Origin of the sequence: Rhodococcoides fascians A25f, assembly GCF_000760935.2 — a bacterium.
Classification (GTDB): Bacteria; Actinomycetota; Actinomycetes; order Mycobacteriales; family Mycobacteriaceae; genus Rhodococcoides.
Genome location: NZ_CP049744.1, coordinates 1,453,345 through 1,478,973, shown reverse-complemented (window position 1 = coordinate 1,478,973; position 25,629 = coordinate 1,453,345). Strand labels below are relative to the sequence as shown.

The window sequence follows — 25,629 nt, the reverse complement described above, 5'->3', positions numbered from 1 at the left end:
TGAAGTGCCTCCTCGTACCGGGTGTTACTACCCGATTCAACGAAAAGACCCCGAGCTGCGGTTCCCGGGCCTTGCCCAGGTCGTCAGCCCACGCGTTCGACGGTGTAGTTCACCAACCGGCCGAGTGCATCGTTGGCCGGCCCCTGCGGCAGCTGCGCGAGCTCTGCGTGGGCCCGAGCTGCGTATTCACCCAGCGTCTTCTTGGCCGAGACCATTCCCGGCGAGCGCTGCAACAGCTCGAGGGCCTCGGTGACCAGCGCGTCCTCGGTGACCGGGCCGGCCAGGATTTCGCGCAGCCGGTCGCCGTCCGCACCCTCCTCGCGCAGCGCGAAGAGCACCGGGAGAGTGTGTACGCCCTCCCTCAGATCGGTGCCGGGGGTCTTGCCGGACTGCTCGGTGGCCGAGGAGATGTCGATGATGTCGTCGGAGATCTGGAAGGCGGTGCCGACTGCGTCACCGAGGCGCTCGAGGCGTCCCACGTGCTCGGCGTCGCCGCCGCTGAACGTTCCGCCGAAGCGTCCGCACGACGCGATCAGCGATCCGGTCTTCTCCCACACGACCTTCAGGTAGTGCGCGACGGGATCCTCGGTGCCCTTGGCTCCGATCGTCTCGCGCATCTGACCGGTGACGAGCTCGGCGAACGTCTCGGCGATGATGCGAACGGCGTCGGGACCGAGGGTGGACACCAGCCGCGACGCATGCGCGAACAGGTAGTCGCCCGCGAGAATCGCCACACTGTTGCCCCAGCGTGAGTTCGCGCTCTCCGCACCTCGGCGCATCGACGCCTCGTCCATGACGTCGTCGTGATAGAGCGTCGCGAGATGAACCAGTTCGACAACCGTGGCGGCGGTGACGATCGCGGGGTCTGTCGGTGACGGTCCCAGCTGGCCGGTGAGCACCGTGAACAGGGGCCGGAACCGCTTTCCGCCGGCCTTGGCCAGGTGCAGCGCGGCCTCGGTCAGGAACTCTTCTCCATCGGAGAGTTCGCTGATCATCAGCTCTTCGACGCGTGCGAGGCCGTCGGCGACGGATCGCGCGAGCTCCGGGTCACCCAGGTCGACTCCGGCAACGACCGTTGCTACGGCAGCGTCGTCTGTACTCACGATGTTGGTCCCTGTCCTGTCGTCGACATGCCGGCGGCAGCGGCTTCAGCGCCGCTGCTCGCCTTCTACCGTAGTGAACCTAGCGTGCACACCGGTGCGACGGTGTCACCGACCACAGGTGACGCTTCACTCACCGAGATTGCCGGAAATGACTTCGAGCGTGGCGGCCATCGCTGCGGACGCCTTGTCTCCCAACGCGTCGGTCAGCGCGGCCATCAGCCCCTCGAGCAGGATCACGTGCGGAATCCGGCTGGTGACAGCAAGTTCGCGCTGAAAACTGAGATCTCGCATGCCCACCACCAAGGCGATGTCCGACGCGGCCGCGAGGGTCGAGCGAGCGAACGACGTCACCGACACCACGGTGGCTCCCCGCTCCCGGGCGGCCTGAGCGGCTTTGGTCGATGCACTCGTCGCGCCGGACCCGCTGATGATCAGGGCGACATCACGGTCGGTGAGAAGCCGGACGGCAACCTGCTGGGCGATGGAGTCGGTGGGAGCGTGCGAGCGCAGACCCAGCGAGCGCATCCGGGCGTCGGTATCGGCGGCCAGCGCAGCCGAGAGTCCGTTCCCGATGACCACGATGGACTCGGCACCGGCGAGGGTGGACACGGCCCGCGTGACGTCCTCGGTGGTGAGTAGGGCCGTCATCGCCGCGATGGACTCACCGACGTGGGCGAATGTCTCCGTGACGATCGCGAAGGGGCCGTCGGCCGAACGCTCCTGGGTGGGCAGCGCGCGCGCCGCGTCACGCGCGAGCAGCACCCGCAACTGCTGATACCCGCCGAAGCCGAGACTCTGGCAGGTACGCACCACCGAGGCCCGCGAAGCGCCCGCCGCGTCGGCGACCTGCTGCGAGGACATCTCGACGATGTCGGCGGGACGTTCGAGAAAGACCTCGGCGACTGCCCGCTCGGCCGGCAGCAACGACGGAATGATCGATCGGATGTGCGGGACGACTCCACCCGGCGCGAGATCCATGCTCATATCTTGCTCATACTTTTCCCTGCCGGCCCCAGTGTCCGTCGATGATGCGGCGACGCACCCGTCCGGAGATCTGATCGATGATCACGGTGATGACCACAACGACGATCAGCAGCATGCCCACAGCACCCCACTGCCGGTACTGCACGTTGTCGACCAGCATGCTGCCGATACCACCTGCACCGATCAAACCCAGGATGGCCGACGCACGAACATTGATCTCGAAGCGATAGAGCCAGAACGCGAACACCTCGGGGGCGACATCGGTCCACAGTCCCCACCGCACGATCTGCGCCGTCGAACCACCCGCAGCCCGGGCTGCTTCGATCGGCCCCTTCTCGGCACCTTCGATGGCCTCGTATCCCCATTTGCCGAGCGTGCCCACCGAACCGATGGCAATGGCGAGCGCTCCGGTAAACGCGGTGAGCCCGGTGACCGACAGGATGAGAATCGCGATGACCACCTCGGGCACCGCCCTGATGACGGCGAACACCACGCGCAGCGGCCACCGCAGCCAGAGCGGCCCGATGTTCGCGGCCGCGAGGAAGCTGAGCGGAAACGACACGACTATGCCGAGCACCGTTCCGAACCACGCCATCTGCACCGACTCGATGGTGGCCGAGACGGCCTTGCCCAGCGCGGAGACGTCCGGCGGGACGAACATCAGCCCCGCGTAACGCACCAGGTTCTGCGGTAGCTCCAGCAGCCTGTCCCAGCGAATCTCTATGCCGTACAACGACAGTGCGAACAGTGCGACGATGCCGACCCACACCGCGGTGCGTAGGGGGTTGCGTGGTTTCCGCGGCCGAGCCGGGGTGACGCGGGCGGTGCGGTCGATGACGCTCATCCGACCAACTTTCGACGGGCCCAGGAAGAGATCAGTTCCAGCGCCAGGACGATGACGAGAATCTCGAGGATGATGAGGCTGAGCTGGTGATACTTGTAGAAGGTGCGGACGTTGTCGATGAGCATGCCGAGGCCACCTGCGCCGACGAGTCCGATGACCGCCGAGGCTCGGACGTTCAGCTCCAACGTGTAGAGACTCTGCGAGACGAACGCCGGAAAGATCTGCGGCGCAACAGCACTGCGATCGGCCGCGATCCAGGTTCCTCCGGCAGCGAGGGCGGCTTCCTGCGGACCGCGATCGACGGAGTCGAGTGCCTCGGAGACGAGCTTGACGATGATGCCGACGTTGAACACGATCAGCGCCAGAATTCCCGACAGCGCGCCGGTGCCGACCACCGCGACCAACACCGCCGCGTACAGCAAATCTGGCACTGCGCGAACGACATTCATGATTCCGCGCACGACCGTCAACAACGGTCGATTCGGATTGGTGACATGTGAGGCCGCAAAACTGAGTGGAAAGGAGATCGCGGCTCCGATCGCCGTCGCGATGACGGCCATCTGCAGCGTCTCGAGGATCGCGTCGACGGTGTCGGGGAAGAACCAGTAGTCGGGCTGCATCAGCTGCACGAGTTTGCCGGTCGCGTTGCCCCAGTTGTCGATGATGTCGCCCACGTCGGCACCGACACCGATCCCGGCCCAGACCGTGATGCCGGCGATAATGGCGAATGCCACAACGGTTTTCCAGGCCGACCGCGGCTTGACCGGGCGAGTTGCCAGCGGCGCACTCACAGTTCGGCCTTGGCTTCCAGCACGTCCTCGGCGGTCAGCGACCGGCCGTAGATACTCTCGAACACCGCCTCGTCGGCGTCGCGGCCATGGCCGTCGAACACGACCTTCCCGTCGCGCAGTCCGATCAACCGGTCGCCGTAGCGCCTGGCCAGATCGAGGAAGTGCAGGTTGACGACGACGGTGATGCCGAGCTCTGCGTTGATGCGCTGCAGATCCCGCATGACGACGTGCGAGGTCGGCGGATCGAGCGAGGCCACCGGTTCATCCGCGAGGATCACCCGCGGTTGCTGTGCCAGTGCTCGCGCGATGGCGACCCGTTGCTGCTGACCACCGGAGAGGGACGACGCCTTCTGGTACGCCTTGCCGACGATCTCGACTCGTTCGAGCGCCTGCATTCCCAATTCGGTGTCTTCGGCGGACCACGCACCGAGCAGTGTTCGCCACATCGGCGAGCTGTGCAGCCGGCCCATCATCACGTTGTTCAACACGCTGGTGCGCTTGGCGAGGTTGAAGCCCTGGAAGATCATGCCGATGTCGCCGCGCAGATCCCGTAAACCTTTGCTGCTCAAGCTGTTCACAGCGCGATCACCGACGGTCACGGCGCCGGAGGTGACCGGAACGAGGCCGTTGATGGTGCGGATCAGCGTGGACTTTCCTGCGCCCGACAACCCGACGACGGCAACCATCTGTCCCGCCGGAATCTCCAGCGTCACGCCGTCGAGCGCGGTATGGCCGCCCGCATAGGTGACCGAGACGTCGTCGAATGCGATGCTGTCGCCGCTCATCCGAATCAGTTCCCCAGGCCGATGGAGTCCGCCTCGGTCTGCGCCTGCTGGAGCGCAGCGGGATCGGCCTTGTCGAGTCCGGTGATCTGGTAGATCGCCGTCAGAGCCTCGACGCCTTCGGGGGTGGACGCGTAATCCTCCATCGCGTCCGAGATGCGCTGCTGCAGATCAGGGCTGAGCGAACTGCTGATCGAGACACCGTCGTTGGGGATCTCGTTGGTCAGCGCGAAGACCACCAGATTCTTCGCCACATCAGGGGTGTCCTTGACGACGGTTTCGCGGGCGTCCCAGAACGACACACCCACCTCGTCGTCGCCGTTGTTCACCGACAGCACCGCCGCCGGGTGCGAGGTGACCTGCGTCAGGTCGAGGTCGGTGGTGGAGTCGATGCCCACCGCCTTCAGCGCGGCGGAGGGGAAGACGAATCCGGCCGAGGACGCGGACTGCAGCATGACGGTCTTGGCATCCTTCATCTTGCTCAGCGAGTCGAGTCCTGCTGGGCCCGTGCCACCTTCGGTTCCGTTGCAGTACAGCAGGCCGTTGGCTCCCGTAACGGGTGCGTCGTCGCAGTACTTGTCGGGGTTGTTGGTGTAGAACTGCGCCGCGTACGTGGTCTTGCCCTTACGCACCGTCTGCAGAGCCGGCTCGGCACCGTACTTGTTGCAGGCCTGCACCATCTGCAGCGGTGGCAGCATGCCGATCTGCGCCTGGTTCGCGCCGATGGCCTCCACCGCCGCCTGGTAGTCCTGGGTGATGACGCCGCGGACGGGGATGCCGAGGCGCTCGGTCAGTGCGTCCTGCAGGGGCTTGACGGTTTCGACGAGCTTGTTGGCATCCCCCGAGGGGACGAGTGCGAGCGTCAGCTCGGACGGGTCGGCAGCGTCTGCAGCGCTGGACCCGGTGCAGGGCGACGCAGCCGAGGACTCGGTGGTGGACTCGTCGCGGGCACCGCACCCGGCGAGCGAGGCAGTGAGCAGTCCGGTGGCAACCACCGCGAGCAAGGGCGTACGAATTCTCATGACTGTCCTTCATGGGTGAGTGCGAATGCTGCTGGATCGGTGGACCATTCGAGGAGTTCGTCGTACATCGCCTGAAACGTCGTGGCGCAGAACGTCGCCTCCGGCCGGGGATGACCGTGGCGGTCGATGTAGGCGGTGACGGCGCCGCGACGATGCGGCGCGTCGAGATCGTTGCGCCAGATGTCGCCGACACTGGCCAGCAGGTGCGGTGGCCGCGTGTCCAGTAGCGACTCCACCAGCTCGGGCATTTTCTCGGGCTTACCTGCATCGGTGAACACACGGTCCATGAGCCCGGTCAGACCGAGACGCTCGAGGGTTTCCAGCACGCCGCGCTGTGGGGCATTGGTAGCCAGCACGACCTCGGCGGACACTCGGCCGAGGAATGCCGCGAGCCCGGCGGGAGCCCACACCTCGAGCTCGCCCGCCGCCAGGCGTTCGCGGGAGTGCGCGTACGCCGCGGCAAGGGTGGCAGCATCGACGCCCATCGACAGGTGCTGGACGGCGGAGTAGCCGTCGAGGTACTCCCCCGCACCGGTCTCGAGGAAGGCCGTCAACCCGGCGCGCAGTGTTTCGGCAGAGGCCCTGTCGAGGCCGTCGGCGACAGCGTCGGCGTACGCCCGCACGGGGTCGTCGCCGAGGCAGACGGTGCCGTCGAAGTCGAGTAGGAGGATCGGTCGTTGCACGTGAGAGACGCTAGACCCGTCATGAACGATCCGTCCATAGATTCTGAATCTATGAAACAAGCGTTCACACGGCGTTAACCGGAGGCCCTCGACACACCCGGTCGTGTAAATCCGGATACTGGAGCACGTGAGCACTCCCCAGCCGGCCCCTCCCACCTCGACCGATGTTCTGGTCGTGGGCGCGGGCCCTGCAGGATCGTCCGCGGCGGCATGGGCAGCACGATCGGGCCGCGATGTCGTCCTCGTCGACGCAGCCGTCTTTCCTCGCGACAAGACCTGCGGCGACGGCCTGACGCCTCGCGCCGTCGCCGAACTCGATCAGCTCGGCCTGGGTGATTGGGTGCGCGGCAAAGCACGCAATCGCGGTCTGCGGTTGAGCGGATTCGGCCAGGAACTGCAGCTCGAGTGGCCGAGCAAATCCCTGCCCACTGTCGGAAGTGCCGTTCCCCGAACCGAATTGGACGACCGGATTCGCGCGGTTGCCGTCGAATCCGGGGCGGTCATGGCCGAGGGAGCCAAGGCTGTCGCCGTCACCCGCGAGGGCAACTCGGTGCGCTCGGTGACCCTGCAGACCGCGGCAGGGACCCACGAGATCTCCTGCCGCACACTGATCGTCGCCGACGGTGTGCGCTCCACCCTGGGCAAGCAACTCGGGCGGCAGTGGCATCGGGACACCGCATTCGGCGTCGCGGCTCGCGCGTACATCACCTCGGGACGCAGCGACGACGAGTGGATCAGCTCGCACCTCGAATTACGTGATGCCGCAGGCACTCTGCAGCCCGGCTACGGCTGGGTCTTCCCGCTGAACGACGGGAACATCAACATCGGCGTCGGCACCCTGGCCACCGCCAAGAAACCGGCACCCGGAGCCTTGCGTCCATTACTCGACCTCTACACCCAGCAGCGGCGTCCGGAATGGGCGCTGACGGGCGAACTGCGTGCGGTGGCGTCGGCGCTGCTGCCGATGGGCGGCGCAGTCTCCGGAGTCGCCGGCACCAACTGGGCCATCATCGGCGACGCCGCAGCATGCGTGAACCCACTCAACGGCGAGGGCATCGACTACGGACTCGAGGGCGGCCGCATGGTGATCGACCTGCTCGATCACCCCGACCTCACCGACGCCTGGCCGACCCTGCTGCGCGAGCACTACGGACAGGCGTTCTCCATCGCGCGACGCCTCGCCGGACTGTTGACCGTGCCGAGATTCCTGCCCGCAGCGGGACCGGTGGGCATGCGCTCGCGGGCACTGATGAAAGTCGCCGTCCGCTGCATGGGCAACCTGATCACCGAAGCCGACAGCGACCTCATCGCCCGCACCTGGCGGGCATCGGGAACCGGGTCACTCAAAATCGATTCTCGGCCGCCGTTCACATGAGTCCAGTCAGGGGCGAATCGCCTTGTGCAGCGCGACGATTCCACCGGTGAGGTTGCGCCACTGCACGTCGGTCCAGCCGGCGTCGGCGATGCGCTGTGCCAATTGTTCCTGCGTGGGCCAGGCACGGATGGACTCGGCGAGGTAAACGTACGCGTCGGGGTTACTGCTCACGGCGCGAGCGACTTTCGGCAACGCCTTCATCAGGTACTCCATGTACACGGTGCGGAACGGGCCGAACACCGGGGTGGAGAACTCCGACACCACAAGGCGTCCACCAGGTTTGGTGACGCGGGCGATCTCGCGCAGTCCGGCATCGAAATCCGAGACGTTCCGGAGGCCGAAAGAGATGGTGGCGGCATCGAAGCTGGCGTCGGCGTAGGGCAGGGCCATCGCGTCACCTGCGACCATCGGAACGCCCCGTTGCAGTCCCGCCTGCAACATGCCCTTGGAGAAGTCGGTGGCCACGCACCACGCTCCGCTGCGTCCGAGCTCGACGGTCGAGACGCCGGTGCCCGCGGCGAGGTCGAGCACCCGCTCGCCGGGTTCGAGAGCCAACGCTCGACGAGTGAGCTTGCGCCAACTGCGGTCCTGCCCGAACGACAGAACCGTATTGGTGATGTCGTAGCGGCGGGCGACGCCGTCGAACATCGACGCCACCTCGTGGGGCTCTTTTTCCAGGGTTGCGCGTGATGTCTGGGCCACGAGGTCCAGACTACTCAAGCAACGTTCGCTGCCTGCGGCGCTGTGATGCCTTGCACGTCGTAGTAATGGGAGATCAGCTCGTCGCAGATGGCCGGCCAGGTGCGGTGCAGTACCGACTTGCGGGCGGCGTCGCCGAAGCGGGCGCGAGTGGTGGGTTCGGCGAGAGCTCCGACGGCGCTGGGCAGCAATTCGGTGAACTTGTCCACCGGCAGCAGGTAGCCGTTGCGGCAGTGCGAGACCAGATCGCGCGGGCCGCCGGCATCGGGCCCGATGACGGGGACGCCGCTGGCGAGTGCTTCCTGTACTGCCTGGCAGAAGGTTTCGTGTTCGCCGGGATGGACGAAGATGTCGAAGCTGGCGTAGGTCTGCGCGAGTTCGGCTCCGCCGAGTTGGCCGGTGAAGATGGCGTTCGGCATCAGCGCCTGCAAAGCTGCCGTGTCGGGTCCGCCGCCGACGATCACCAGCTGGATCGACGGATCCGTGGCCAGGACTGCAAGCCGCTCGACGTGCTTCTCGGGGGCGAGCCTGCCGACGAAGCCGACGATCAGCTTCTCGTCTGCTCCCCACTGGCTTCTGAGCGTCTGCGACTTGGCAGAGGGTGCGAAGCGGACGGCGTCCACTCCCCTGGCCCACCGGTGCACACGCGGAATTCCGTGCAGCTCCAGTGCGTCGACGGCCGACGTCGACGGCGCCAGAGTGCGGGCCGCGCCGCGGTGCAGTCTCCTGGTCCAGCGCCACGCAGCCTTGGACGTCAGGCCCAGGCCGTAACTCGCGGCGAAACCGGCGACATCGGTCTGATAGACGGCAACAGCAGGCACGTCCAATCGGTTGGCGGCGGCCAGGCCGCCTGCCCCGAGCAGGAACGGCGAGGCCAGATGGACGACGTCGGGGGCGAACGCGCGCAACGCCGACACCATCCCGAGCCCCGGCACACCGACGGGCAACGAGCTCACCTTCGGAACCATCACGGACGGCACCCGGTGCACCGGAACGTCGTCGTGCCACGTCGCGGCCTTCGGGCCGGACGGATTGTCCGGGGCGATGACGATGGCCTCGTGCCCGGTCTTGTCGAGGTGTTCGAGGACACGGATCACCGAGTGGGTGACGCCGTTCATGTTGGGTAAGAACGATTCCGCAACGATGGCTACTCGCACGATCCTCAGTGTGGGTGGCCTCGCCGTCGATCAGATGTGGACAGCGTTACGTGTGGGCCAACGTCACACGAATGGTCGGCGGTAGTCGACCAACTCGATCATCTCCGACGTTTCCTGGGTGTTGCCCAGAATGTGGCTGGCTCCAGGGAGGTACGGCAGAACGCGGAGGAGGCTGTTTCTGAGGCCGATTCCTGCCCGCGTTGCGGGCAGGAATCCCGCCATCGCCGCGAACGGCCGGACACTGTTGCGATCGACATACGCCTGCAGGGTTTGTCGATAGCTGCGAAATGCTTTCTCGTGCGGGTCTCGCGAGAGCTCACCGGCCAACACATAGGCCTGCACCAGCGCCATGGAAGTGCCCATACCGAGCGAGCCGCCGGAGAGTGCGTCGCCCACCAGCGCGACGCGGCCGATCGACCAGTCGTCCACACGTACGCCTGCTACTCGCGCGAAGAACAGCCGGTCGGTTTGTTCGAGTTGATCCATCAACTCGTCGACCTGCCAACCTGCGCCATCGAACACCTCTGAGAGCAGTGCCTTCTGAGCACGAACATCGTGCCGGTGTATGCCGACGTCGGGGCCGGCGAAGTTCAGCATGACCCGCACCTCACCGGTGCCGCGAATCGGATACACCATCACGGACCTGCCACGCATTCCGTTCCCCGCCGGCAGGTTGTAGGCGACCTCCCACCCGTCCATCCCGATATCCGATCGGGCGGTGAAATAAGCCGAGTAGTAGCCGAGATCCCGCACGCTCGAGCTCGTATCACCCACGGTGGCAGCTCGTACGGTCGACCGGACCCCATCGGCACCGACCACCAGGTCGAAATCGCGGTCCGGTCCGTGCTCGAACGTCACCCGCACCGAGTCGGGACCGTTGTCGAGCTCGGTGATGGTGTTGCCCCACACGAACTCGACGTTCGACCCGGCGGCCTCGACGAGAATGTCGACGAGGTCGTCCCGCAGGATCTCCAGGTCCGCAACGACACCGCCAGAATGCCCGAACATGTTGCTGCTCAATCGAGCTCGCACTCTGCCACGATCATCGACGTAGGCGATTCCGTGTACACCGGTGTGTGCTGCGCGCACGCGCTCCAGCACCCCCATTCGATCGAGCACCTCGCGTGCGGCACCGCGTACATCGACAGCTTGGCCTCCGGTGCGCAGGTCGCTCGCCCGTTCGACGACGGTCACCCTGAACCCGTATCGAGTCAACCAGTACGCGAGCGCCGGTCCCGCGACACCCGCCCCCGAAACCAGTATTCGTTGTCCGGACATCTGACCTCCCGCGTCGACTACAGTGCGTACACGGTAAGCAAACTGGACCCGAGTGCGCCAGATGCACTAGCGCAGTCCTGATCGAAGGACGACACCAATGGACGTAGCGGGTAGAGCGCACTACCTCCGAATCGCATCGGACATTCGCGACCGAATCTCCGGCGGTGACCTAGGTCCGGGTGACCGAGTCCCCTCGACTCGCGCGATCATGCGCGACTGGGGCGTTGCGATGGCCACTGCGACGAAGGTGATAGCGATCCTCAACAGCGAGGGCCTCATCAGTACGCGCCCCGGCTACGGCAGTGTCGTCCTGCCGACCTCGGCAACGCGGCCGCTCGGGCTGGATCTCGACCGAATAGTCACCACCGCGATCCATCTCGCCGACAACGAGGGACTGCCGTCTCTGACCATGCGCCGCGTGGCAGTCGAACTGGACGTCGCGACGATGTCTCTCTACCGGCATGTCAGCGGCAAGGATGCACTGGTCGAGGCAATGGTCGACCGCGTGCTGCGCGAGCATTCCCTGCCGAGAACCACAGGCCACTCGTGGAGAGCCGATCTGGAAGCAATTGCTCGAAGTATGTGGTCGACGTGCCGTCGCCACCCATGGGTCGCGTCGAGCATCTCCCTCACGCGTCCTCAGCTCGTACCGAGCCTCCTGCTGTACGCAGACCGAACGCTGGCCGTCCTCCGTCCGCTCACAGGCGACGTCGATGCGGCGATGAATGCGCACCTCACGCTGTTCGCGTATATCCGATCTGCCGCTAGCGGATTGGAGGCCGAGGCTGCGGCATTTCGCGATACAGGAATGACCAACGAGGAATGGCTGAACAGTCGGGACCGCGCCGTGAACGCGGTGGTGGCTACGGGCCGTTATCCCGCCTTCGCCTGGGTAGTCCGCGAAGGCTACGACTACGACGCCGCCGCATTGTTCACTTTCGGCCTACGGAGCCTGCTGGACGGCTTTGCCGTCGGACTCGCTACGCGCGCGGCCGATCACGCTGCTCTATCGGGGGAACTGCCCGATCACCCATGACGGATTCGGGTTGGTGCGGTGCTCGGACGCGGCGAACACCGTCGGAACCGTTTCGTTGCCGTCGTTGACCGACCGAACCCGCGCTGCCGCAGCCGGATCCTCGCGGATGCTCGTCCACACCGCCTTCTTCCCACGCAGCAGCAGCGCCACTCGCAGCCGAAGGCAGAAGATGCATCCCGGACGCCAGTAGACCAACGGCACCGAATTCTGGGCCGCGAGCACTCGCGAGGCGTCGTCGGACAGAGAACGCGGATACAGCACCGGAGTCGTCAGAACGAGAAGGAACACCACGGCAAGCACGATCACGACAATCGACGACGCGATGTTGCCGAAATTCACCAACGCGAACCCGGCCACCGCGGCGAGAGCGGCGATGCCCCACTGCTTGGCGTTACGCATACTTCGCCTCCTTGCGACGGAGCCAGAACAACACAGGCCCGGCTATCAACCACGTGACGACGATGACCGATCCGGCCGGAACGACGGCGACGGTGGCGTCACGGCCTGCGACCCGCACCAGCAATTCGACGTCGTCGGGGTCGGCCTTGTAGTACTCGACCTCGATGCGTTGGCCCGCGACGAGGTTGGTGGGATACAGGACGCCGAGCGCCGGGTTGTGCGTAACGCCGTCCGGCGTGATGAAACTGACGGCCGACCGCAGCTTGCCTGCCGACAGTACTTCGGCGGTGGCGGTGCCCTTGTCGGAATCGATGGTGACGTCGTTTCGCCAGGCTCCGACCACCAGCAACACCGCCAGCACCGAAATCGACGTGGCGACCACGAGCACGACGAGCCGGGTCCTGCGCAGGGTTCGGCTGCCTCGGGCTGTGTCGGTCACTTCGACAGATTACTTCGCAGCCGATCGGGCTCGGCTCGGGTAGCGTCTGCTCTCATGTCTCGCAGCTTCGAATTCACCGTCGAATCGCCCAATCCTCCCGCTGAAGTGCACGCCGCACTCACCAGCGAGGACCAGTGGGCAGCCCGCTTCGCCAAGGCGAAGAAGACGGACGGGTACGAGATGACCAAGCACGCCGACGGCGGTCTGACGGTCGACATCACCGAAGAGGTCGGCACCTCCGAACTCCCCGGATTCGTCACGAAGGTCATCAAGGGCAAGCTGATCGTCTCCCGCACCGATCACTGGGGTCCGCTCGAGGGCGACCACGCCGAGGGAACGCTGATCGGCGGCACCACCGGTCTACCGGCGAAGGTGAACGGCACGCTGTCTCTTCGACCCGACGGAACCGGTGCGAAGTTGATCGTCAAGGGCGAATCGACGGTGAAGATTCCACTCGTCGGCGGCAAGATCGAGGACCTGATCAACAAGATGATCAAGGACATGATCGATCAGGAAACCGGCGAAACTCTCGAATGGGTTGCGGCGCAGAAGGGTTAGCAAGTCCGGCGGCCTCGGCCTGCAATTCACGCTCCACTTCAGGACCCGAAACCGAGGAACCCCCGGGCCGCAATCTGGAGTGGAGCATGCGCTGCGACAGGACGTCGGCGCATTCGGACCGCCGTATACTTGGATGACCTCGGCTGTCGCGGCCAAAACCGATCCCGGCGTCATCTATCGATCCAGGTCCACCGAAACCCTCAGGACTGAGGTGGCTCAGGCTGCTCTGCGACTCGTTTCCACTCCGCAGCCGTGATCTCGTAGAGCGCCTCGCCACGGTCCGCGCCGGGCAGCGGGTCAGTCCATTCGCGGACTTCCGTACGGACGTGACGCATCCCGATCCTGCGCATCACCCCTCGTGACGCGAGGTTGACCGCCATCGTCTCCGCCCAAATATGCTGCAGCCCAATTGTATTGAATCCGTGGTCCAGAAGTAGCAACGCACCTTCGGTCGCCAGAACCTGCCTCCAGCGTCGGCGCATCACCCGCCAGCCGATCTCGGCCTGATCATCGCCGGTGAGCGCACCAGCAGTCGACGGATCACGGCCGAGCATCCACCAGCCGAGAAATTCGTCGCCGTCGAAGCCGACCCACCAACCGAGGCCCGCCGCGTCTGCCGCAGTGTCTGCGCAACGGGGTCCCCAGAATTCATCGACCTCGGCGGACGTCCGGGCTCTACCGAGAAGAAACTCCATCACCACGGGGTCCGAGTCCAGGCCATGCATCAGGGGCAGGTGATGCGCTGCCATCGGGTGAAGCGCGATCCTGATAGATCTCAGCACGGAGCGCGATACCACCGTCACGACAAGGACTTTCGAAACACGATCGCGCCCCGGATATGTCCGGGCGGAGTCTCATCGACATCGACGATCCGGTAGCCGGCTCGCTGGTACAAATCGATGTTCCGGCTGCTTCGCGCGCCAGTGAACAACTCGAAGGTCGATGCTTCCGCGGGCGCGAGTCGCTCGCACTCGTCGAGGAGTCGCCGACCGAGGCCGCGCCCCGCGAGGTCCGGTGCCACCATGACTCGGCCGATCTCCCAGGTGTGGCCAACCAATCGGCCTCGAACAGCGCCGACCAACCGATGGCCGTCACGCACGATCGAGACGTTCCATTCGTCGATCCACAGCTTCACTTCGTCGAGGGTCTCGCGAAGCGGCGGGATGTCGAGGGTCTCGTTCGCAAACGCTTCCTGAACCCAACAACAACGCTGCAGAACAAGCAGTTCGGCCGCATCTCCCCCAGTGGCGACACTTACCGGCAGCGAACGAATCGGTGCATTCACAACGCTATTGGAACAGATCGACTCGACACCCGTCGACTGGACCGGTGACGCCGGCCAGTTACTCGGCGTAGGAAGGACAACGCTCAGCGAGAACCATCAGCCACTGCTGCCCACCGCCGGACATCTCGGATGTAATCGATACCGACTCCCACACAGTCGGATCGAGGCGTGCGCGAACGTCCGGTTCCCGCCAGTACTTGAAGTAGCGCGGAAGATCGAGCTTTTCGTTACTCCATTCCTCGCCGTCGCCTTCTTTGAGGGTGAAAGCAAGCATCCCGCCGGGACGCAATGCCGCGGCTGCCTTGGCGATAACGGCATCGAACTGAAGCGAATTCAAATGCAGGAGGACAGCGTTGGCGAAGATTCCGTCGTACATCCCACCGAAAACGTCCGTGACGATGTCGAGCTTGCGAGCCGAGTAACCGTCCCTCTCCATCATGTCGACGAAAGCCGCCGCCCCGTCGCTCCGCTCGACCCGAAGACCACTGCGCTCGAGCTCGGCTGCGTGCCAACCGGGTCCACTTCCGAGTTCGAGCACCAGGCCCTCATCGACCTGTGCAACGAACTCATCGATGAATGGCTGCCACGCCCGCGTCGAATCGCGTCTCGTTCGCTGAACGTACAAATCAGCAGCCGATTCGTAACTCGTAAGGGTTCTATTCACTCGTCAGCTCCTTCGTTCGGTCGACCGAGCTCTGTGATCAGGCCGCGAGAATCTGTTCGCGAAGGATGTCGGCGTGGCCGCAGTGGTGGGCCAATTCCCTCAGCACCTGAAGGTATACCCAGTGCACCGTACGAGGCCCGCCACGATGACTCGTCACGACGGCATGGAGTGGCACGTCGGCTACAACCGCTCGAGCAGTCGCGCACGCCCGCCTGTGCGCTGCGATGACGACGACGATGGTGTCGTCGTCGTCGTCGTCGATGGCGAAGGACTCTTCAGGACTGCGCACCAGACCGAGCGCAACCCTCGACCCACCCCCGATGCATTCCTCGAACCACACTCGCTGCATCCATGTCACATGCTTGAGCAACCCGAGAAGTGTTGTGGCCGAAGGAACCAACCGTTCCCGCGCCTGCTCCTCGGTGACACCATCGAGAGTTGCCTCGATCGCGATCCGGTAGTCCTCGATGAACGCCTCGAGCTGAGTACGGTCATCGTCCACCAGTACCTCGAATGCACCCGTCACAGGCTTCCCTTCACAGCGAATACTCGGTCGGGCACGTACACACGCCCCTACTACAACCGGGCGCGAATTGCCGCGTGCAGATCCCGCAATCCCGATCGCTCCGTGGTCACTTCCAACACCCTGATTCCCGCGGCATGCGCGGTGAGTTCGGTTGCCAGTTCCGACAACTCGACCAAGCGGTGCTCCACGCGGTAGGCCCCGCACAGCGCTCCGAGATCCATTCCGTGTGGCGTACCGAATACTCGCTCGAACACGCCCGCATACTGCGGATCCCCCTGCTCGAGCAGCTCGAAGATACCGCCGCCGTCGTCGTTGGCGACGACGATCGTCAGATCGTCGGGACGCGGCTCGCCGGTTCCGATCAGCATGCCCGCTGCGTCGTGCAGAAACGTCAGGTCCCCGAGAAGCGCTATGGTGCGCCGCTTTCCGGCCATCGCGGCACCGATGGCCGTCGAGACGGTGCCGTCGATGCCGGCAACGCCGCGATTGGAGAGGACCTTCACGCCCGGGATCGGAGTCGAGACGAGTGCTGCGTCGCGCACGGGGTTGGACGCTCCGAGCACCAGCTGATCGCCGGGCTGCAGCGCAGACATCACGACGTCGGCCACATGTAGCCCCGTCGGCTTGGGGTGCTCTCGAAGTTGTTCGTGCACAGCCAGTTCCGCCCTGTCGGACAGAACAGCGCAACGAGCGATCCAGGCGGGATCGGGCGCACCGGTGGTGACCGCACGGGTGCCGGTGGCCAACACGTTGCCCGAGACGTCGGGCCAACGCGGCCCGGTGGTGAGCGCGATGACGTCGACGGCGGGGTCGGCCAGCAGCGCCGAGACCTGACGGTGCAGTGTCGGACGACCGGTGATGACGGCCTGACGCGGCGTCAACTGCGCCAGAGCCAAGGGATGCAACGCAATTCCGTGCAGCGGCGCGGTCGGCTCGGCGACGGTCGGCAAGCCCGCGAGCTCGGGACGAACGGCACCGCCGTGCCCGGAGACGACCACGGTGTCGATTGTCAGGTCCAGCTCGACCGGCACGTCCAGCGTCGCCTGGGTGGTCGACGTCCACGGCATCCCGTCGGGACGCCCTTCGGGCCGCGCCCCCGGATCGCCGAGGGCGGGAACCAGAGGTTCACGCAATGGAATATCGAAGTGCACGGGCCCGGCGTTGCCCGAGCGAGCCCCGCGCGCCGCAGCGATGACGCGCGAGACCGCGCTGCGCCACTGACTGTTCTGTTTCGGCCCCTCTTCGGCGAGCCCGAGGCTGATGGTTGCGCGAACCTGGGATCCGAACAGGCCGAGCTGCTCGATGGTCTGGTTGGCACCGGTACCGAGCATCTCGTACGGCCGGTTGGCACTGATGACGATCAACGGGATGCGGGCGTAGTTCGCTTCGAGTACGGCCGGCCCGAGGTTGGCCACCGCCGTTCCCGACGTCATCACCACCGGGACGGGTTGGCCGCTGCCCAGGCTCAGTCCGATGGCCAGAAATCCGGCGGTTCGCTCGTCGATACGCATGTGCAACCGCAGACGTCCGGCCGCATCGGCTTCCTGCAGCGCGAACGCCAACGGGGCATTACGCGAGCCGGGACAGAGCACGACGTCTTCGATCCCGCTGCGCGCCAGTTCGTCGACGACAGCAGTGGCCTGGGCGGTGGACGGGTTCACGGTTTCCAGAGTGTCAGATGCTCCGGTCGGCCGCCGCAACCGGGCTTTGACAGTATTGAGGGGTGCGTACAGTCTTCCGACCCGATGAGGTCACCCCACGTCGCTTCTACCAGCTCCTGACTGCATCGGTGGTGCCCAGGCCCATCGCGTGGGTGTCCACCGTGTCCGCCGACGGTGTGGCGAACCTCGCGCCCTACAGCTTCTTCACGGTCTCCTCGGTGGAGCCGCCGGTCGTGCAGTTCACGTCGGTGAGCCGAAAGGACAGCCTGCGCAACATCGAGGCCACCGGTGAGTTCGTCGTCAATCTGGCGACGGCACCGTTGGTCGATCAGGTCAACGACAGCTCGGCGAGCTTCGATCACGGCGTCAGCGAGTTCGAGGCGGTCGGCATCGAGAGCGAGCCCAGTGCGATCGTGACACCGCCGCGAGTGGCGGCCGCACCGATCGCCATCGAGGCGACGCTGCATCGCGTCGTCGAGGTGGGCAACTGCTTCGTCGTCATGGGCACCGTCGTCGCGCTGTCGGTACGACCCGAATTCCTCGCCGAGGACGGACTCCCCGAGTTCGAGTCCATTGCCCCGCTCAGTCGCCTCGGCCGTACCGAGTGGGGATTGCCACCCGCGGTTCGTGAGATCGAGCGACCTTCTTGATTCGCTGGCTGCTGCTGATAGCCGTCACGGTCGGACTGACCGTCGGAGCCGATGCGCTCGGTGTGCCGTCGGCGGCATTGTTCGTTGCGTTGTTGGTGGCCGTGGTGTTCGCACTCGCCGGTTGGGCTCCGACAACGGGCACCGAACGGGCCCCGCTGCCGCGCCGACTCGGGATGGCGGCGCAGGCGATACTCGGCGTCGAAATCGGAACACTGGTGCAGCGTGAGACCCTGAGCTCGCTGGGCGATACGTGGCTGCCGGTACTGCTGGCGTGCATCGGCACCCTGCTGCTGTCGATCGCGGCAGGAGCACTGCTCGGACTTCGCAAAGATATCGATTCGCTGACCGGTTCTCTGGCCCTGGTCGCGGGCGGAGCGTCGGGACTGGTGGCGATCACGCAGGAGCTCGGCGGCGACGAACGAGTCGTGGCGGTGGTGCAGTACCTCCGCGTCGTGCTGGTGACCACTACGTTGCCACTGGTCGCGACCCTGGTGTTTCGCGCCCAGCCCGGACAATCGACGGTCACCGCCGACGTGCACGAGGCGCTCTGGATCGATCTCACATTCGTCGTGATCTGCGGCATCATCGGCGTGGTGCTGGCTCGCGCGATCCGGCTGCCCGCCCCCGCCCTGCTCGGCCCCCTGATCATGGCGACGCTCGCCGATGTACTCGGCGTCTCGTTCGACGCATCCGTCCCGACGCTGTTGCTGTGGGCGGCGTACATCGTGATCGGCTGGCAGGCCGGACTGCGCTTCACCGTCGCCAGCCTCAAGTCGATCTCACGGGTGCTGCCCGCATCGCTGATGTTGATCATCGCCGTCACGGTCGGCTGCGCGATGCTCGGATTGTGGTTGGCGTCGGCAACCGGAACGAGCGGGTACGAGGGGTACCTCGCGACCACTCCGGGCGGGGTCTACGCGGTACTTGCCATCGCGGCCTCGACCGGCGCGAACGTGACGTTCGTCGTGGCTGCCCAGGTCATCCGGGTGTTCATGATGTTGTTCGCAGTGCCCGTCGGAGCCAAGGTGGTCCAGCGCTATCGCCGCGGCCGGCCCGACTGAGACATCGACGCAACCCCATCGGTGATTAGGGTCGGCTAACCTCTGCGACATGAGCAAGTACCTCAAGCCGGACAAGCCCGCTTTCTACCGCCTCACCGTGCTCGAGAGCGACCGAATCAGCCCCAGCTTCATCCGGGTCACCCTCGGCGGCGATTCGTTGTCGAACTTCCGATACATGGGCTACGACCACTGGTTTCGCCTGTTTCTGCCGCAGCCGGGCCAGGACGAGCCGCGCATCCCCAGCACCACCTCGATGCTCTGGTACGCGCAGTATCTGGCGTTCTCCAAGGACACCAAGCCGGTGGTTCGCAACTACACCATCAGCCGGTACCGGGCTGCGGGACAGGGCAAGCACGGCGACGGCCCGGAGCTGGACGTGGACTTCGTGGTGCACGGGAGTGGAGCCGGCGGAACGACCCAGAAAGACGGGAGTGGAGCCGGCCACAGTGGCCCGGCGTCGGTGTGGGCGCAGAAGGCCGCGCCAGGCGACCGTGTCGCGATCCTCGACGAAGGGCGCATCTACACCGACGACGGACGGTCGAGCTGGCAGTTGCTCGTCGGCGACGAGAGTGCGGCCCCGGCCGTTCTCGGCATTCTGCGGTCGTCATCGGAGGACGTTCGAGTCAAGGCCTTCATCGAAGTTCCTACCGAGGCCGATATCCAGAAACAGAACGTGCAGGCAGGCGTCGAGATCCAATGGATCGTGCGCCCCAACGACCTTGCCAAGCCGGGCGAGGCCGCGTTGGCCGCGGTGCAGAAGGCCGAGCTGCCGGACGGCGATCCCCACGTCTACGTGGCAGGGGAACAGGGACTGGCGACGGGCCTGCGCCGATACCTGGTGAACGAGCGTTCCGTGCCCAAGTCGCAGATCTGCTTCACCGGATACTGGAAGTTCGGTAAAGCCGCCCCGTAGCGCTCGATTAGTGTGATCTCACATGTCCGGCTCCGTAAAAGGTCACACCGTCGTCACCGACTCGGTAGGGGTCGACGGCGCACCGTACGCATCACTGCGCGCTCGGCCACTCCCCCGGGCCGAGCGGTACGAATTGGGCCGACGCCTGCGCGAGAAGGTGCCGATCGCCTCGCTCGGGGAGTGGACAGCGCCGCCGGATCGCCCCGACCCGGTCAAGCAGATCGAGTACTCGCACCAGGGCCGAATCGAATGGTTGATTCCCACGCGCCTCGAGCGGATGGTCGAATCCCCGTACGGATTTCTGCGCGGAACGGCCATCGTCATGGCCCGGGACGTCGCGATGCTGCCCTCGACCGGGATCAACCCGGTGATCAGCGGCGACGCCCACCTCGGCAATTTCGGCTTCTACGCCTCGCCGGAACGTGACCTCGTCATCGACCTCAACGATTTCGACGAGGCGCATCCGGGAGCCTGGGAGTGGGATCTACGACGCCTCGCTGCCAGCATCTGGGTGGCCGGGCGGCAGAACGGACGCAGCGAGGATCAGTGCCGCGACGCCGTCACCGCCTGTGTGTCCTCGTATCGGATCGAGGTGGCCAGGCTTGCGGACGAGCCGCTGATGTCGCGTTCGTTCCAGCGTCTGACGGCGGAGAAACTGCAGCGGGACGCCACCGCCGGATCGTTGCGCAAGGAGATCAAGCGCGCCACCAAGAAAGCGCGTCGGCGCACCAGTGACCGCGTGTTACCTCGATTCACCGAGGAGCACGAGGGGACGCGCAGGATCGTCGAGGAGCCGCCGATCACCACACGCATCTCGGCGAAGGACGAAGAGCTCCTCGCCGTCGGGCTGGACGAATACCTGCTCACCCTCACCCCGCATTGGCGTCGGGTGCTGGGGGGATACACGTTGATCGACGTCGCGCACCGAGTCGTCGGAGTCGGCAGTGTCGGGCTTCGGGCGTACGTCGCGCTACTCGAGGGCACCAGCGAGGACGATGTGGTGTTTCTGCAGCTCAAGCAGGCCAGACGGTCGGTGCTCGCACCGTACGTGCACGGTGAATCGGCGTGGCACGACCATCAGGGACAGCGCGTCGTGGAGTACCAACAGGATCTGCAGACGGTGAGCGATCCGCTGCTGGGCTGGACCACCATCGCCGGACGGCAGTACTACGTGCGGCAGTTCCGCAACATGAAGGGGACGATCGATCTCTCGTCGATCGATGCACCGGCCCTGGTGGACTACGCGCGGGTGGTGGGGCGCCTCCTGGCCAAGGGACATGCCCGCACCAGCGGCGCGTCGATGATCTCGGGATACACGGGCGATTCCGATGAGCTCGACGTCGCTCTCGGCCGATTCGCGCGGCTGTACGCAGATCAGACCGAGGCCGATTGGGAGCGGTTGAGCGCTACGCGCATGTGAGCGGAAACTCGTAGCAGGGTACGAGTTTCCGGTCACATGCGGCGAAGCCGCTCAGGCGTGCTTGGTGACGAGGTCACCCACCCGAGGCAGTGCCTCGGTGACGTTCTTCTTGGCCGAGCCACGCAGGCTGCCGTAGAACTTCTTGACGACGGACTTGTCGGTTTCCTCGATGCGCGCATCGGTGACCGAGAGCAGTGCGTCGGACGCGGCGTCGCCGTTCGCGGCGAGGTACTCACCGAACGTGCCCTGCGGGGCAGCGTTGTACGACTGCCAGAACGGGTCGAGCTTGTCCACGAAATCGGGCCACAGAGCCGAGACCGCACTGTCGATGTACGACGGCCCGACCTTCTTCACTGCGCCGTATCCCCCCTTGACCGCGAGCCCGCTCGCGCCCTTCTTGTCCGCAACCTCGGCGTCGATCAGCGCCAGGACATCGACGCGCAGCGCGTCGGCCTTCGACTCGTCGAGCAGCGAATCCTTCAGTGCAGCAACCACTTCGAAGTTCCTCCCAGATGTGTAGCGGCCCAACGCGGACCGGGCGCAAGACTACCGCAGAAGGGCGTGGCAGCGCCGAACTCGATCGATCCACCACTGCGTGCGCTCGGCGTCGGCACCGAGTTCGATCAAGGCCTGCGCATCCGGTTCGGCGCGCGCGGCCGGATACGTTCCGTCGACCACGTCCGGTGCCGGGGCGACGTCACGGACGAACAGGCTGCCCGTCCCCAATCCGCACGCGAATTCGAGATGCGGCAGCGCAGCGGCTGCGGCCAACCCGGCCGAGATACCGACCGCGGAATCGAGTGCACTCGACACCACCACCGGCACGCCGTACTCCCCCAGTTCACCGGCCAGTTCGAGCACCGCCCGCATCCCGCCCAGCGGAGCGACCTTCAGTACCGCGATGTCGGCTCCGCCTGCCCGCACGACCTTCATCGGGTCCTCGGCTCGGCGGATGCTCTCGTCGGCGGCCACCCGTATCCCCGGTGTTCGACGCCGCAGTTCGACGAGCTCGGCAACGGTGGCGCACGGTTGCTCGGCGTACTCGAGCGGACCGTCGGCTGTCAGGGCTGCCAGCGCCGTCACCGCTTCGTCGACGGTCCAGCCGCCGTTGGCGTCGATTCGGACCCGCGGCACCAGCTCGCGCACTGCGCGGACGCGAGCGACGTCGTCGGCGAGGGTCTGCCCTTTCTCGGCCACCTTCACCTTCGCCGTCTCGGCCCCGGGAGACCGACTCAGCACCGACGCCACCTCGGAGGCAGGCACCGCAGGAACCGTCGCGTTCACCGGGATGCGTCGACGCAGTGGGCTCGGCGGGCCCTCCCACGCAGCCTCGATCGCCGACGCCAACCACGGAGCCGATTCGCCGTCGTCGTACTCGGTGAACGGCGAGAACTCACCCCATCCGGCGGGCCCCTGAATCAACATCACCTCGCGGGTGGTGATGCCACGGAATTTCGTCCGCATCGGCATCGAGAGCACGTGTGCGCCGTCGAGCAGATCGTCGGCCGCCGGGATCATTGCTGCCCCGGAAGCAACTGCACCATCAACGCCTCGCAGTCGGCCAACAGGTTGCCGTCCAGATCGGTGAGCCGAGCGTTGATGAACGTCTTACGTCCTTCCACCCTGTCCACTGCACCCTCGACGACCAGCTCGGTGTTGAGCGGCGTCACCTTGCGGTAGTTGATGTGCAGGTACGCCGTGCGGCTGATGGGCCTTCCGTAGGCGTGCTGGATCAGGCCGAAGAGGTCGTCGAACAGCAGTGGCAGCGTGCCGCCGTGCGCGGCGGAGTTACCACCGAGATGGAAACGCCGGAACATGCCCCGGCTGCGGACGCCGTCGGCGTCGATCTTTTCGATGATCCAGGGCATCAGCAACAGCGAGCCGCGCCCCGGCAGACGCGGAACTCGCCCGGCCGTCTGACGGCCCTCGGCCACCACGTGCGGCGTCAACAGCTCGACCAATTCTCGGGCCTTGCCTGCGGCTGTCTCGGCGACCTCGGCAGGCAGCGAGGTGGACACCGCGAGGTCCTGCACCGTGCGCAAGGCCTCGAGCAGCTGCCCGTATTCCGGGCCCACCTTCGCCGGCACGAAACGCGGGAAGCCCCCTCGGGTCGTTCCGCGGGCTCCACTCCTGTCTCCGTGATGGCCGTAATCGCGGTCGAGCTGCTTCGGATCGGTCATGACTGCACGCTAGCTGCACCGACCGGTCGGCACGGATGCAACCCCGACCACCGTTAAGCTGACGCCCGTGACCTTCACTCCCGAGCTGTGGCTCCCCGTTCCCGGTTTCGAAGATCTGACCGACATCACGTATCACCGGCACGTGTCCGACGCGACCGTGCGAGTTGCGTTCGATCGTCCCGAGATTCGCAACGCGTTTCGGCCGCACACCGTCGACGAGCTCTACCGCGCGCTCGAGCACGCACGGGTGAGCTCCGACGTGGGAACGGTGCTGCTCACCGGAAACGGGCCGAGCAGCAAGGACGGCGGCTGGGCCTTCTGCTCCGGCGGCGATCAGCGCATTCGTGGACGAAGTGGCTACCAGTATGCGGACGGTGAAACGGCCGAGACGGTCGACAAGGCTCGCGCCGGCCGCCTGCACATCCTGGAAGTGCAGCGGTTGATCAGATTCATGCCCAAGGTCGTCATCTGCCTGGTCAACGGCTGGGCAGCGGGCGGAGGCCACAGCCTGCACGTGGTGTGCGATCTGACGCTGGCGAGCCGCGAACACGCTCGGTTCAAGCAGACCGACGCCGATGTCGGCAGCTTCGACGGTGGCTACGGCAGCGCGTACCTGGCCAAGATGGTCGGTCAGAAGTTCGCCCGAGAGATCTTCTTCCTCGGCGAGACGTACTCGGCCGAGGAGATGCACCGCATGGGCGCGGTGAACAAGGTGGTCGATCACGCCGAGCTCGAGAACACGGCCATCGAGTGGGCCGCGAAGATCAACGCGAAGTCCCCTCAGGCGCAACGGATGCTCAAGTATGCGTTCAACCTGCAGGACGACGGCCTGGTGGGCCAGCAGCTGTTCGCCGGTGAAGCGACTCGCCTGGCGTACATGACGGACGAGGCCGTGGAGGGGCGCGACGCCTTCCTGGACAAGCGCGAGCCCGACTGGTCGCCGTTCCCTCGATATTTCTGACCCGCTCGTGAACTCCCCAGGCGGTGCTGTGAAGGCGGTCCGAGCCTGGTTCACCCAGCCCTTCGACTACCGCTGGATGGCGGACTTTCAGAACTCGCGTCCCACCGGACGACTCATCCGCTGGGTGATGGCCGTCCTGACGCTCAACTACGGCGCTCTAGCGGTGGTGTCCCTCTTTTCCGTCGACACCTCGCGGAGCATCGTCGCGATCGGCTGGAAAGCCGTCTTGCTCGTCATGGTCGTGGTGGTCGCGGCCGCGTGGATCACCAGGCCGTTCCCCGGCCGATTGGGGGTGGTGGCATTCGCCGTGTTCGCCGACCTGGGCACAGCATCCACACTTCTGATCAACCCGATTGTGGACGCGATTCTCACCTGCGCCCTGTTCGCCGTGATCGGCACCTTCTGCACGTTCTTCCTCAGCCCGCGCTGGCTGGTGGCCCATTTGTTCTTCGCAGTGGCGTGCACTGTCGCGGCCGCAGTGGCGACCCACGCCGCTGACGACGTGGACATCGCATCGTTGATCTTCCGGACCAACGTGGTGCTGTTGGCGATTGCCGGGGTTCCGCTGACCTCGCACCTGCTGGTGGCCGTCCTGACCGAGGACGCTCGAAGTTCGTTTCTCGATCCGCTCACCGGGTTGCTGAATCGACGCGGACTCGACGCGGCCGTGGACGACGTGTGGCTGCTCGGGCGGGACCAGGATCGATGCGTGGGTGTACTGGTGGTGGACATCGACCGCTTCAAAGCCGTCAACGACCGCTACGGGCACGAGGAAGGAGACGCGGTCATCGTGCGCGTCGCCGAGCGGCTCGGATCCCACCTCGGCGAGTACGGGGTGCTCGCCCGCACCGGCGGTGAGGAGTACCTCGCCGTGGTGTCGACGTCGCGATTGCACATCGACGCGCTGATCCACGGAGTGCGCCGAGCCCTACGCGACCCGGCCGACTCCGTCTCGGTGACCGTCAGCATCGGGGCAGCCATCGTGTACTGGGATTCGGCGCTGTGGGACCAGGACGTCGACATCGTCACGCGCGCAACACGGGTGGCGGACTCGATGATGTACGAGGCCAAGGCTGCGGGCGGCGATCGGGTGATCAAGAGCGTCCTGTGAGTCGAACCCGCCGAGTGGAGCCCGCGGAACGACCATGATCCGGAACG

At 65.7% G+C, this 25,629-nt stretch carries 29 protein-coding genes; 9 read left to right on the top strand and 20 right to left on the bottom strand.

The window, feature by feature from the left end; translation table 11 throughout:
- Positions 1-83: 83 nt before the first annotated feature.
- From BH93_RS07155 to BH93_RS07125, 7 genes are all read right to left on the bottom strand, one after another.
- The gene (locus tag BH93_RS07155) at positions 84-1,103 is read right to left on the bottom strand and encodes a polyprenyl synthetase family protein (protein ID WP_032380443.1); all 1,020 of its coding nucleotides are present in this window, start codon (positions 1,101-1,103) and stop codon (positions 84-86) included.
- A gap of 126 nt (positions 1,104-1,229) precedes the next feature.
- A complete protein-coding gene (locus BH93_RS07150; protein ID WP_037171758.1) occupies positions 1,230-2,087 on the bottom strand; it encodes a MurR/RpiR family transcriptional regulator in 858 nt (285 codons plus the stop codon).
- Between the two features lie 7 nt (positions 2,088-2,094).
- A complete protein-coding gene (phnE, locus tag BH93_RS07145; RefSeq protein ID WP_037171760.1) occupies positions 2,095-2,931 on the bottom strand; it encodes a phosphonate ABC transporter, permease protein PhnE in 837 nt (278 codons plus the stop codon).
- Positions 2,928-3,722: a phosphonate ABC transporter, permease protein PhnE gene (gene phnE / locus BH93_RS07140; protein ID WP_197914562.1), complete on the bottom strand. Its 795-nt coding sequence runs from the start codon at positions 3,720-3,722 to the stop codon at positions 2,928-2,930. The genes phnE (BH93_RS07145) and phnE (BH93_RS07140) overlap by 4 nt, the downstream gene beginning before the upstream one ends.
- Positions 3,719-4,507, bottom strand: coding sequence for a phosphonate ABC transporter ATP-binding protein (gene phnC, locus BH93_RS07135; protein WP_052064846.1), 789 nt, complete (start codon positions 4,505-4,507; stop codon positions 3,719-3,721). The genes phnE (BH93_RS07140) and phnC overlap by 4 nt, the downstream gene beginning before the upstream one ends.
- A 5-nt stretch (positions 4,508-4,512) precedes the next feature.
- Positions 4,513-5,526: a phosphate/phosphite/phosphonate ABC transporter substrate-binding protein gene (gene phnD / locus BH93_RS07130; protein ID WP_032401918.1), complete on the bottom strand. Its 1,014-nt coding sequence runs from the start codon at positions 5,524-5,526 to the stop codon at positions 4,513-4,515.
- A complete protein-coding gene (locus BH93_RS07125; protein WP_052064847.1) occupies positions 5,523-6,209 on the bottom strand; it encodes an HAD family hydrolase in 687 nt (228 codons plus the stop codon). The genes phnD and BH93_RS07125 overlap by 4 nt, the downstream gene beginning before the upstream one ends.
- 127 nt (positions 6,210-6,336) lie before the next feature.
- Between BH93_RS07125 and BH93_RS07120 the strand changes: the two genes are divergently transcribed.
- Positions 6,337-7,584 (top strand): geranylgeranyl reductase family protein, encoded by a 1,248-nt coding sequence (locus BH93_RS07120; RefSeq protein ID WP_037171765.1) that lies wholly within the window; start codon positions 6,337-6,339, stop codon positions 7,582-7,584.
- Positions 7,585-7,590: 6 nt separating this feature from the next.
- Here the strand turns inward: BH93_RS07120 and BH93_RS07115 are convergent, their stop codons facing one another.
- The 3 genes from BH93_RS07115 to BH93_RS07105 form a co-directional block, all read right to left on the bottom strand.
- Positions 7,591-8,286, bottom strand: a complete 696-nt coding sequence (locus BH93_RS07115) for a demethylmenaquinone methyltransferase (RefSeq protein WP_052064849.1) — start codon at positions 8,284-8,286, stop codon at positions 7,591-7,593.
- A 14-nt stretch (positions 8,287-8,300) separates the two neighbouring features.
- A complete protein-coding gene (locus BH93_RS07110; protein WP_037171766.1) occupies positions 8,301-9,440 on the bottom strand; it encodes a glycosyltransferase family 4 protein in 1,140 nt (379 codons plus the stop codon).
- Positions 9,441-9,503: 63 nt separating this feature from the next.
- Positions 9,504-10,718, bottom strand: a complete 1,215-nt coding sequence (locus BH93_RS07105) for an FAD-dependent monooxygenase (protein ID WP_037171767.1) — start codon at positions 10,716-10,718, stop codon at positions 9,504-9,506.
- Between the two features lie 97 nt (positions 10,719-10,815).
- Here BH93_RS07105 and BH93_RS07100 point away from each other — a divergent pair, with 97 nt between their 5' ends.
- On the top strand, positions 10,816-11,754 hold the full coding sequence (locus tag BH93_RS07100) for a TetR/AcrR family transcriptional regulator C-terminal domain-containing protein (RefSeq protein WP_052064850.1): 939 nt from the start codon (positions 10,816-10,818) through the stop codon (positions 11,752-11,754).
- On the opposite strand, the gene BH93_RS07095 is transcribed toward BH93_RS07100, so the two are convergent.
- Together BH93_RS07095 and BH93_RS07090 are read right to left on the bottom strand one after the other, a co-directional pair.
- On the bottom strand, positions 11,725-12,153 hold the full coding sequence (locus BH93_RS07095) for a glutaredoxin domain-containing protein (protein ID WP_037171768.1): 429 nt from the start codon (positions 12,151-12,153) through the stop codon (positions 11,725-11,727). The genes BH93_RS07100 and BH93_RS07095 overlap by 30 nt on opposite strands.
- Entirely contained in the window at positions 12,146-12,592 is a 447-nt protein-coding gene (locus BH93_RS07090) for a hypothetical protein (protein WP_052064851.1), read from the bottom strand. The genes BH93_RS07095 and BH93_RS07090 overlap by 8 nt, the downstream gene beginning before the upstream one ends.
- Before the next feature lie 54 nt (positions 12,593-12,646).
- On the opposite strand from BH93_RS07090, the gene BH93_RS07085 reads away from it, so the two are divergent.
- Positions 12,647-13,150: a DUF2505 domain-containing protein gene (locus tag BH93_RS07085; protein WP_037171775.1), complete on the top strand. Its 504-nt coding sequence runs from the start codon at positions 12,647-12,649 to the stop codon at positions 13,148-13,150.
- A gap of 200 nt (positions 13,151-13,350) precedes the next feature.
- Here BH93_RS07085 and BH93_RS07080 read toward each other — a convergent pair whose 3' ends face one another.
- The 5 genes from BH93_RS07080 to menD are packed head-to-tail and all read right to left on the bottom strand — an operon-like array spanning position 13,351 to position 17,286.
- A complete protein-coding gene (locus BH93_RS07080) occupies positions 13,351-13,899 on the bottom strand; it encodes a GNAT family N-acetyltransferase (RefSeq protein ID WP_197914561.1) in 549 nt (182 codons plus the stop codon).
- 50 nt (positions 13,900-13,949) lie between these two features.
- Complete coding sequence (locus BH93_RS07075; RefSeq protein WP_242459143.1) at positions 13,950-14,435, bottom strand: GNAT family N-acetyltransferase; 486 nt, start codon at positions 14,433-14,435, stop codon at positions 13,950-13,952.
- A gap of 58 nt (positions 14,436-14,493) precedes the next feature.
- Complete coding sequence (locus tag BH93_RS07070; RefSeq protein ID WP_080738913.1) at positions 14,494-15,099, bottom strand: class I SAM-dependent methyltransferase; 606 nt, start codon at positions 15,097-15,099, stop codon at positions 14,494-14,496.
- Positions 15,100-15,136: 37 nt separating this feature from the next.
- Positions 15,137-15,625 carry a DinB family protein gene (locus BH93_RS07065; protein WP_037171777.1) on the bottom strand — a complete coding sequence of 163 codons (489 nt, stop codon included), beginning with the start codon at positions 15,623-15,625 and terminating at the stop codon, positions 15,137-15,139.
- A 50-nt stretch (positions 15,626-15,675) separates the two neighbouring features.
- A complete protein-coding gene (gene menD / locus BH93_RS07060) occupies positions 15,676-17,286 on the bottom strand; it encodes a 2-succinyl-5-enolpyruvyl-6-hydroxy-3-cyclohexene-1-carboxylic-acid synthase (protein ID WP_037171778.1) in 1,611 nt (536 codons plus the stop codon).
- 62 nt (positions 17,287-17,348) lie between these two features.
- Here menD and BH93_RS07055 point away from each other — a divergent pair, with 62 nt between their 5' ends.
- Genes BH93_RS07055 through BH93_RS07040 form a run of 4 tightly spaced genes read left to right on the top strand, consistent with a single transcriptional unit; the run spans position 17,349 to position 21,330 of the window.
- The gene (locus BH93_RS07055; protein WP_037171779.1) at positions 17,349-17,936 is read left to right on the top strand and encodes a flavin reductase family protein; all 588 of its coding nucleotides are present in this window, start codon (positions 17,349-17,351) and stop codon (positions 17,934-17,936) included.
- A complete protein-coding gene (locus BH93_RS07050) occupies positions 17,933-18,997 on the top strand; it encodes an AbrB family transcriptional regulator (RefSeq protein ID WP_037171780.1) in 1,065 nt (354 codons plus the stop codon). Before BH93_RS07055 ends, BH93_RS07050 begins: the two co-directional genes overlap by 4 nt.
- Before the next feature lie 49 nt (positions 18,998-19,046).
- Entirely contained in the window at positions 19,047-19,910 is an 864-nt protein-coding gene (locus BH93_RS07045; RefSeq protein WP_037171782.1) for a siderophore-interacting protein, read from the top strand.
- Positions 19,911-19,932: 22 nt separating this feature from the next.
- Complete coding sequence (locus tag BH93_RS07040) at positions 19,933-21,330, top strand: DUF2252 domain-containing protein (protein ID WP_037171784.1); 1,398 nt, start codon at positions 19,933-19,935, stop codon at positions 21,328-21,330.
- Positions 21,331-21,381: 51 nt separating this feature from the next.
- On the opposite strand, the gene BH93_RS07035 is transcribed toward BH93_RS07040, so the two are convergent.
- From BH93_RS07035 to BH93_RS07025, 3 genes are read right to left on the bottom strand one after another with little or no spacing between them, the layout of a single operon-like run.
- Positions 21,382-21,825: a DUF6918 family protein gene (locus BH93_RS07035; protein WP_032380429.1), complete on the bottom strand. Its 444-nt coding sequence runs from the start codon at positions 21,823-21,825 to the stop codon at positions 21,382-21,384.
- A gap of 51 nt (positions 21,826-21,876) precedes the next feature.
- The gene (locus tag BH93_RS07030; RefSeq protein WP_037171785.1) at positions 21,877-22,848 is read right to left on the bottom strand and encodes an o-succinylbenzoate synthase; all 972 of its coding nucleotides are present in this window, start codon (positions 22,846-22,848) and stop codon (positions 21,877-21,879) included.
- Positions 22,845-23,510 carry a PaaI family thioesterase gene (locus BH93_RS07025; RefSeq protein ID WP_037171786.1) on the bottom strand — a complete coding sequence of 222 codons (666 nt, stop codon included), beginning with the start codon at positions 23,508-23,510 and terminating at the stop codon, positions 22,845-22,847. The genes BH93_RS07030 and BH93_RS07025 overlap by 4 nt, the downstream gene beginning before the upstream one ends.
- Positions 23,511-23,577: 67 nt before the next feature.
- On the opposite strand from BH93_RS07025, the gene BH93_RS07020 reads away from it, so the two are divergent.
- Positions 23,578-24,471 (top strand): 1,4-dihydroxy-2-naphthoyl-CoA synthase, encoded by an 894-nt coding sequence (locus BH93_RS07020; RefSeq protein ID WP_037171788.1) that lies wholly within the window; start codon positions 23,578-23,580, stop codon positions 24,469-24,471.
- A gap of 28 nt (positions 24,472-24,499) precedes the next feature.
- The gene (locus BH93_RS07015) at positions 24,500-25,582 is read left to right on the top strand and encodes a GGDEF domain-containing protein (protein ID WP_242459142.1); all 1,083 of its coding nucleotides are present in this window, start codon (positions 24,500-24,502) and stop codon (positions 25,580-25,582) included.
- The last annotated feature ends 47 nt before the right edge of the window (positions 25,583-25,629 follow it).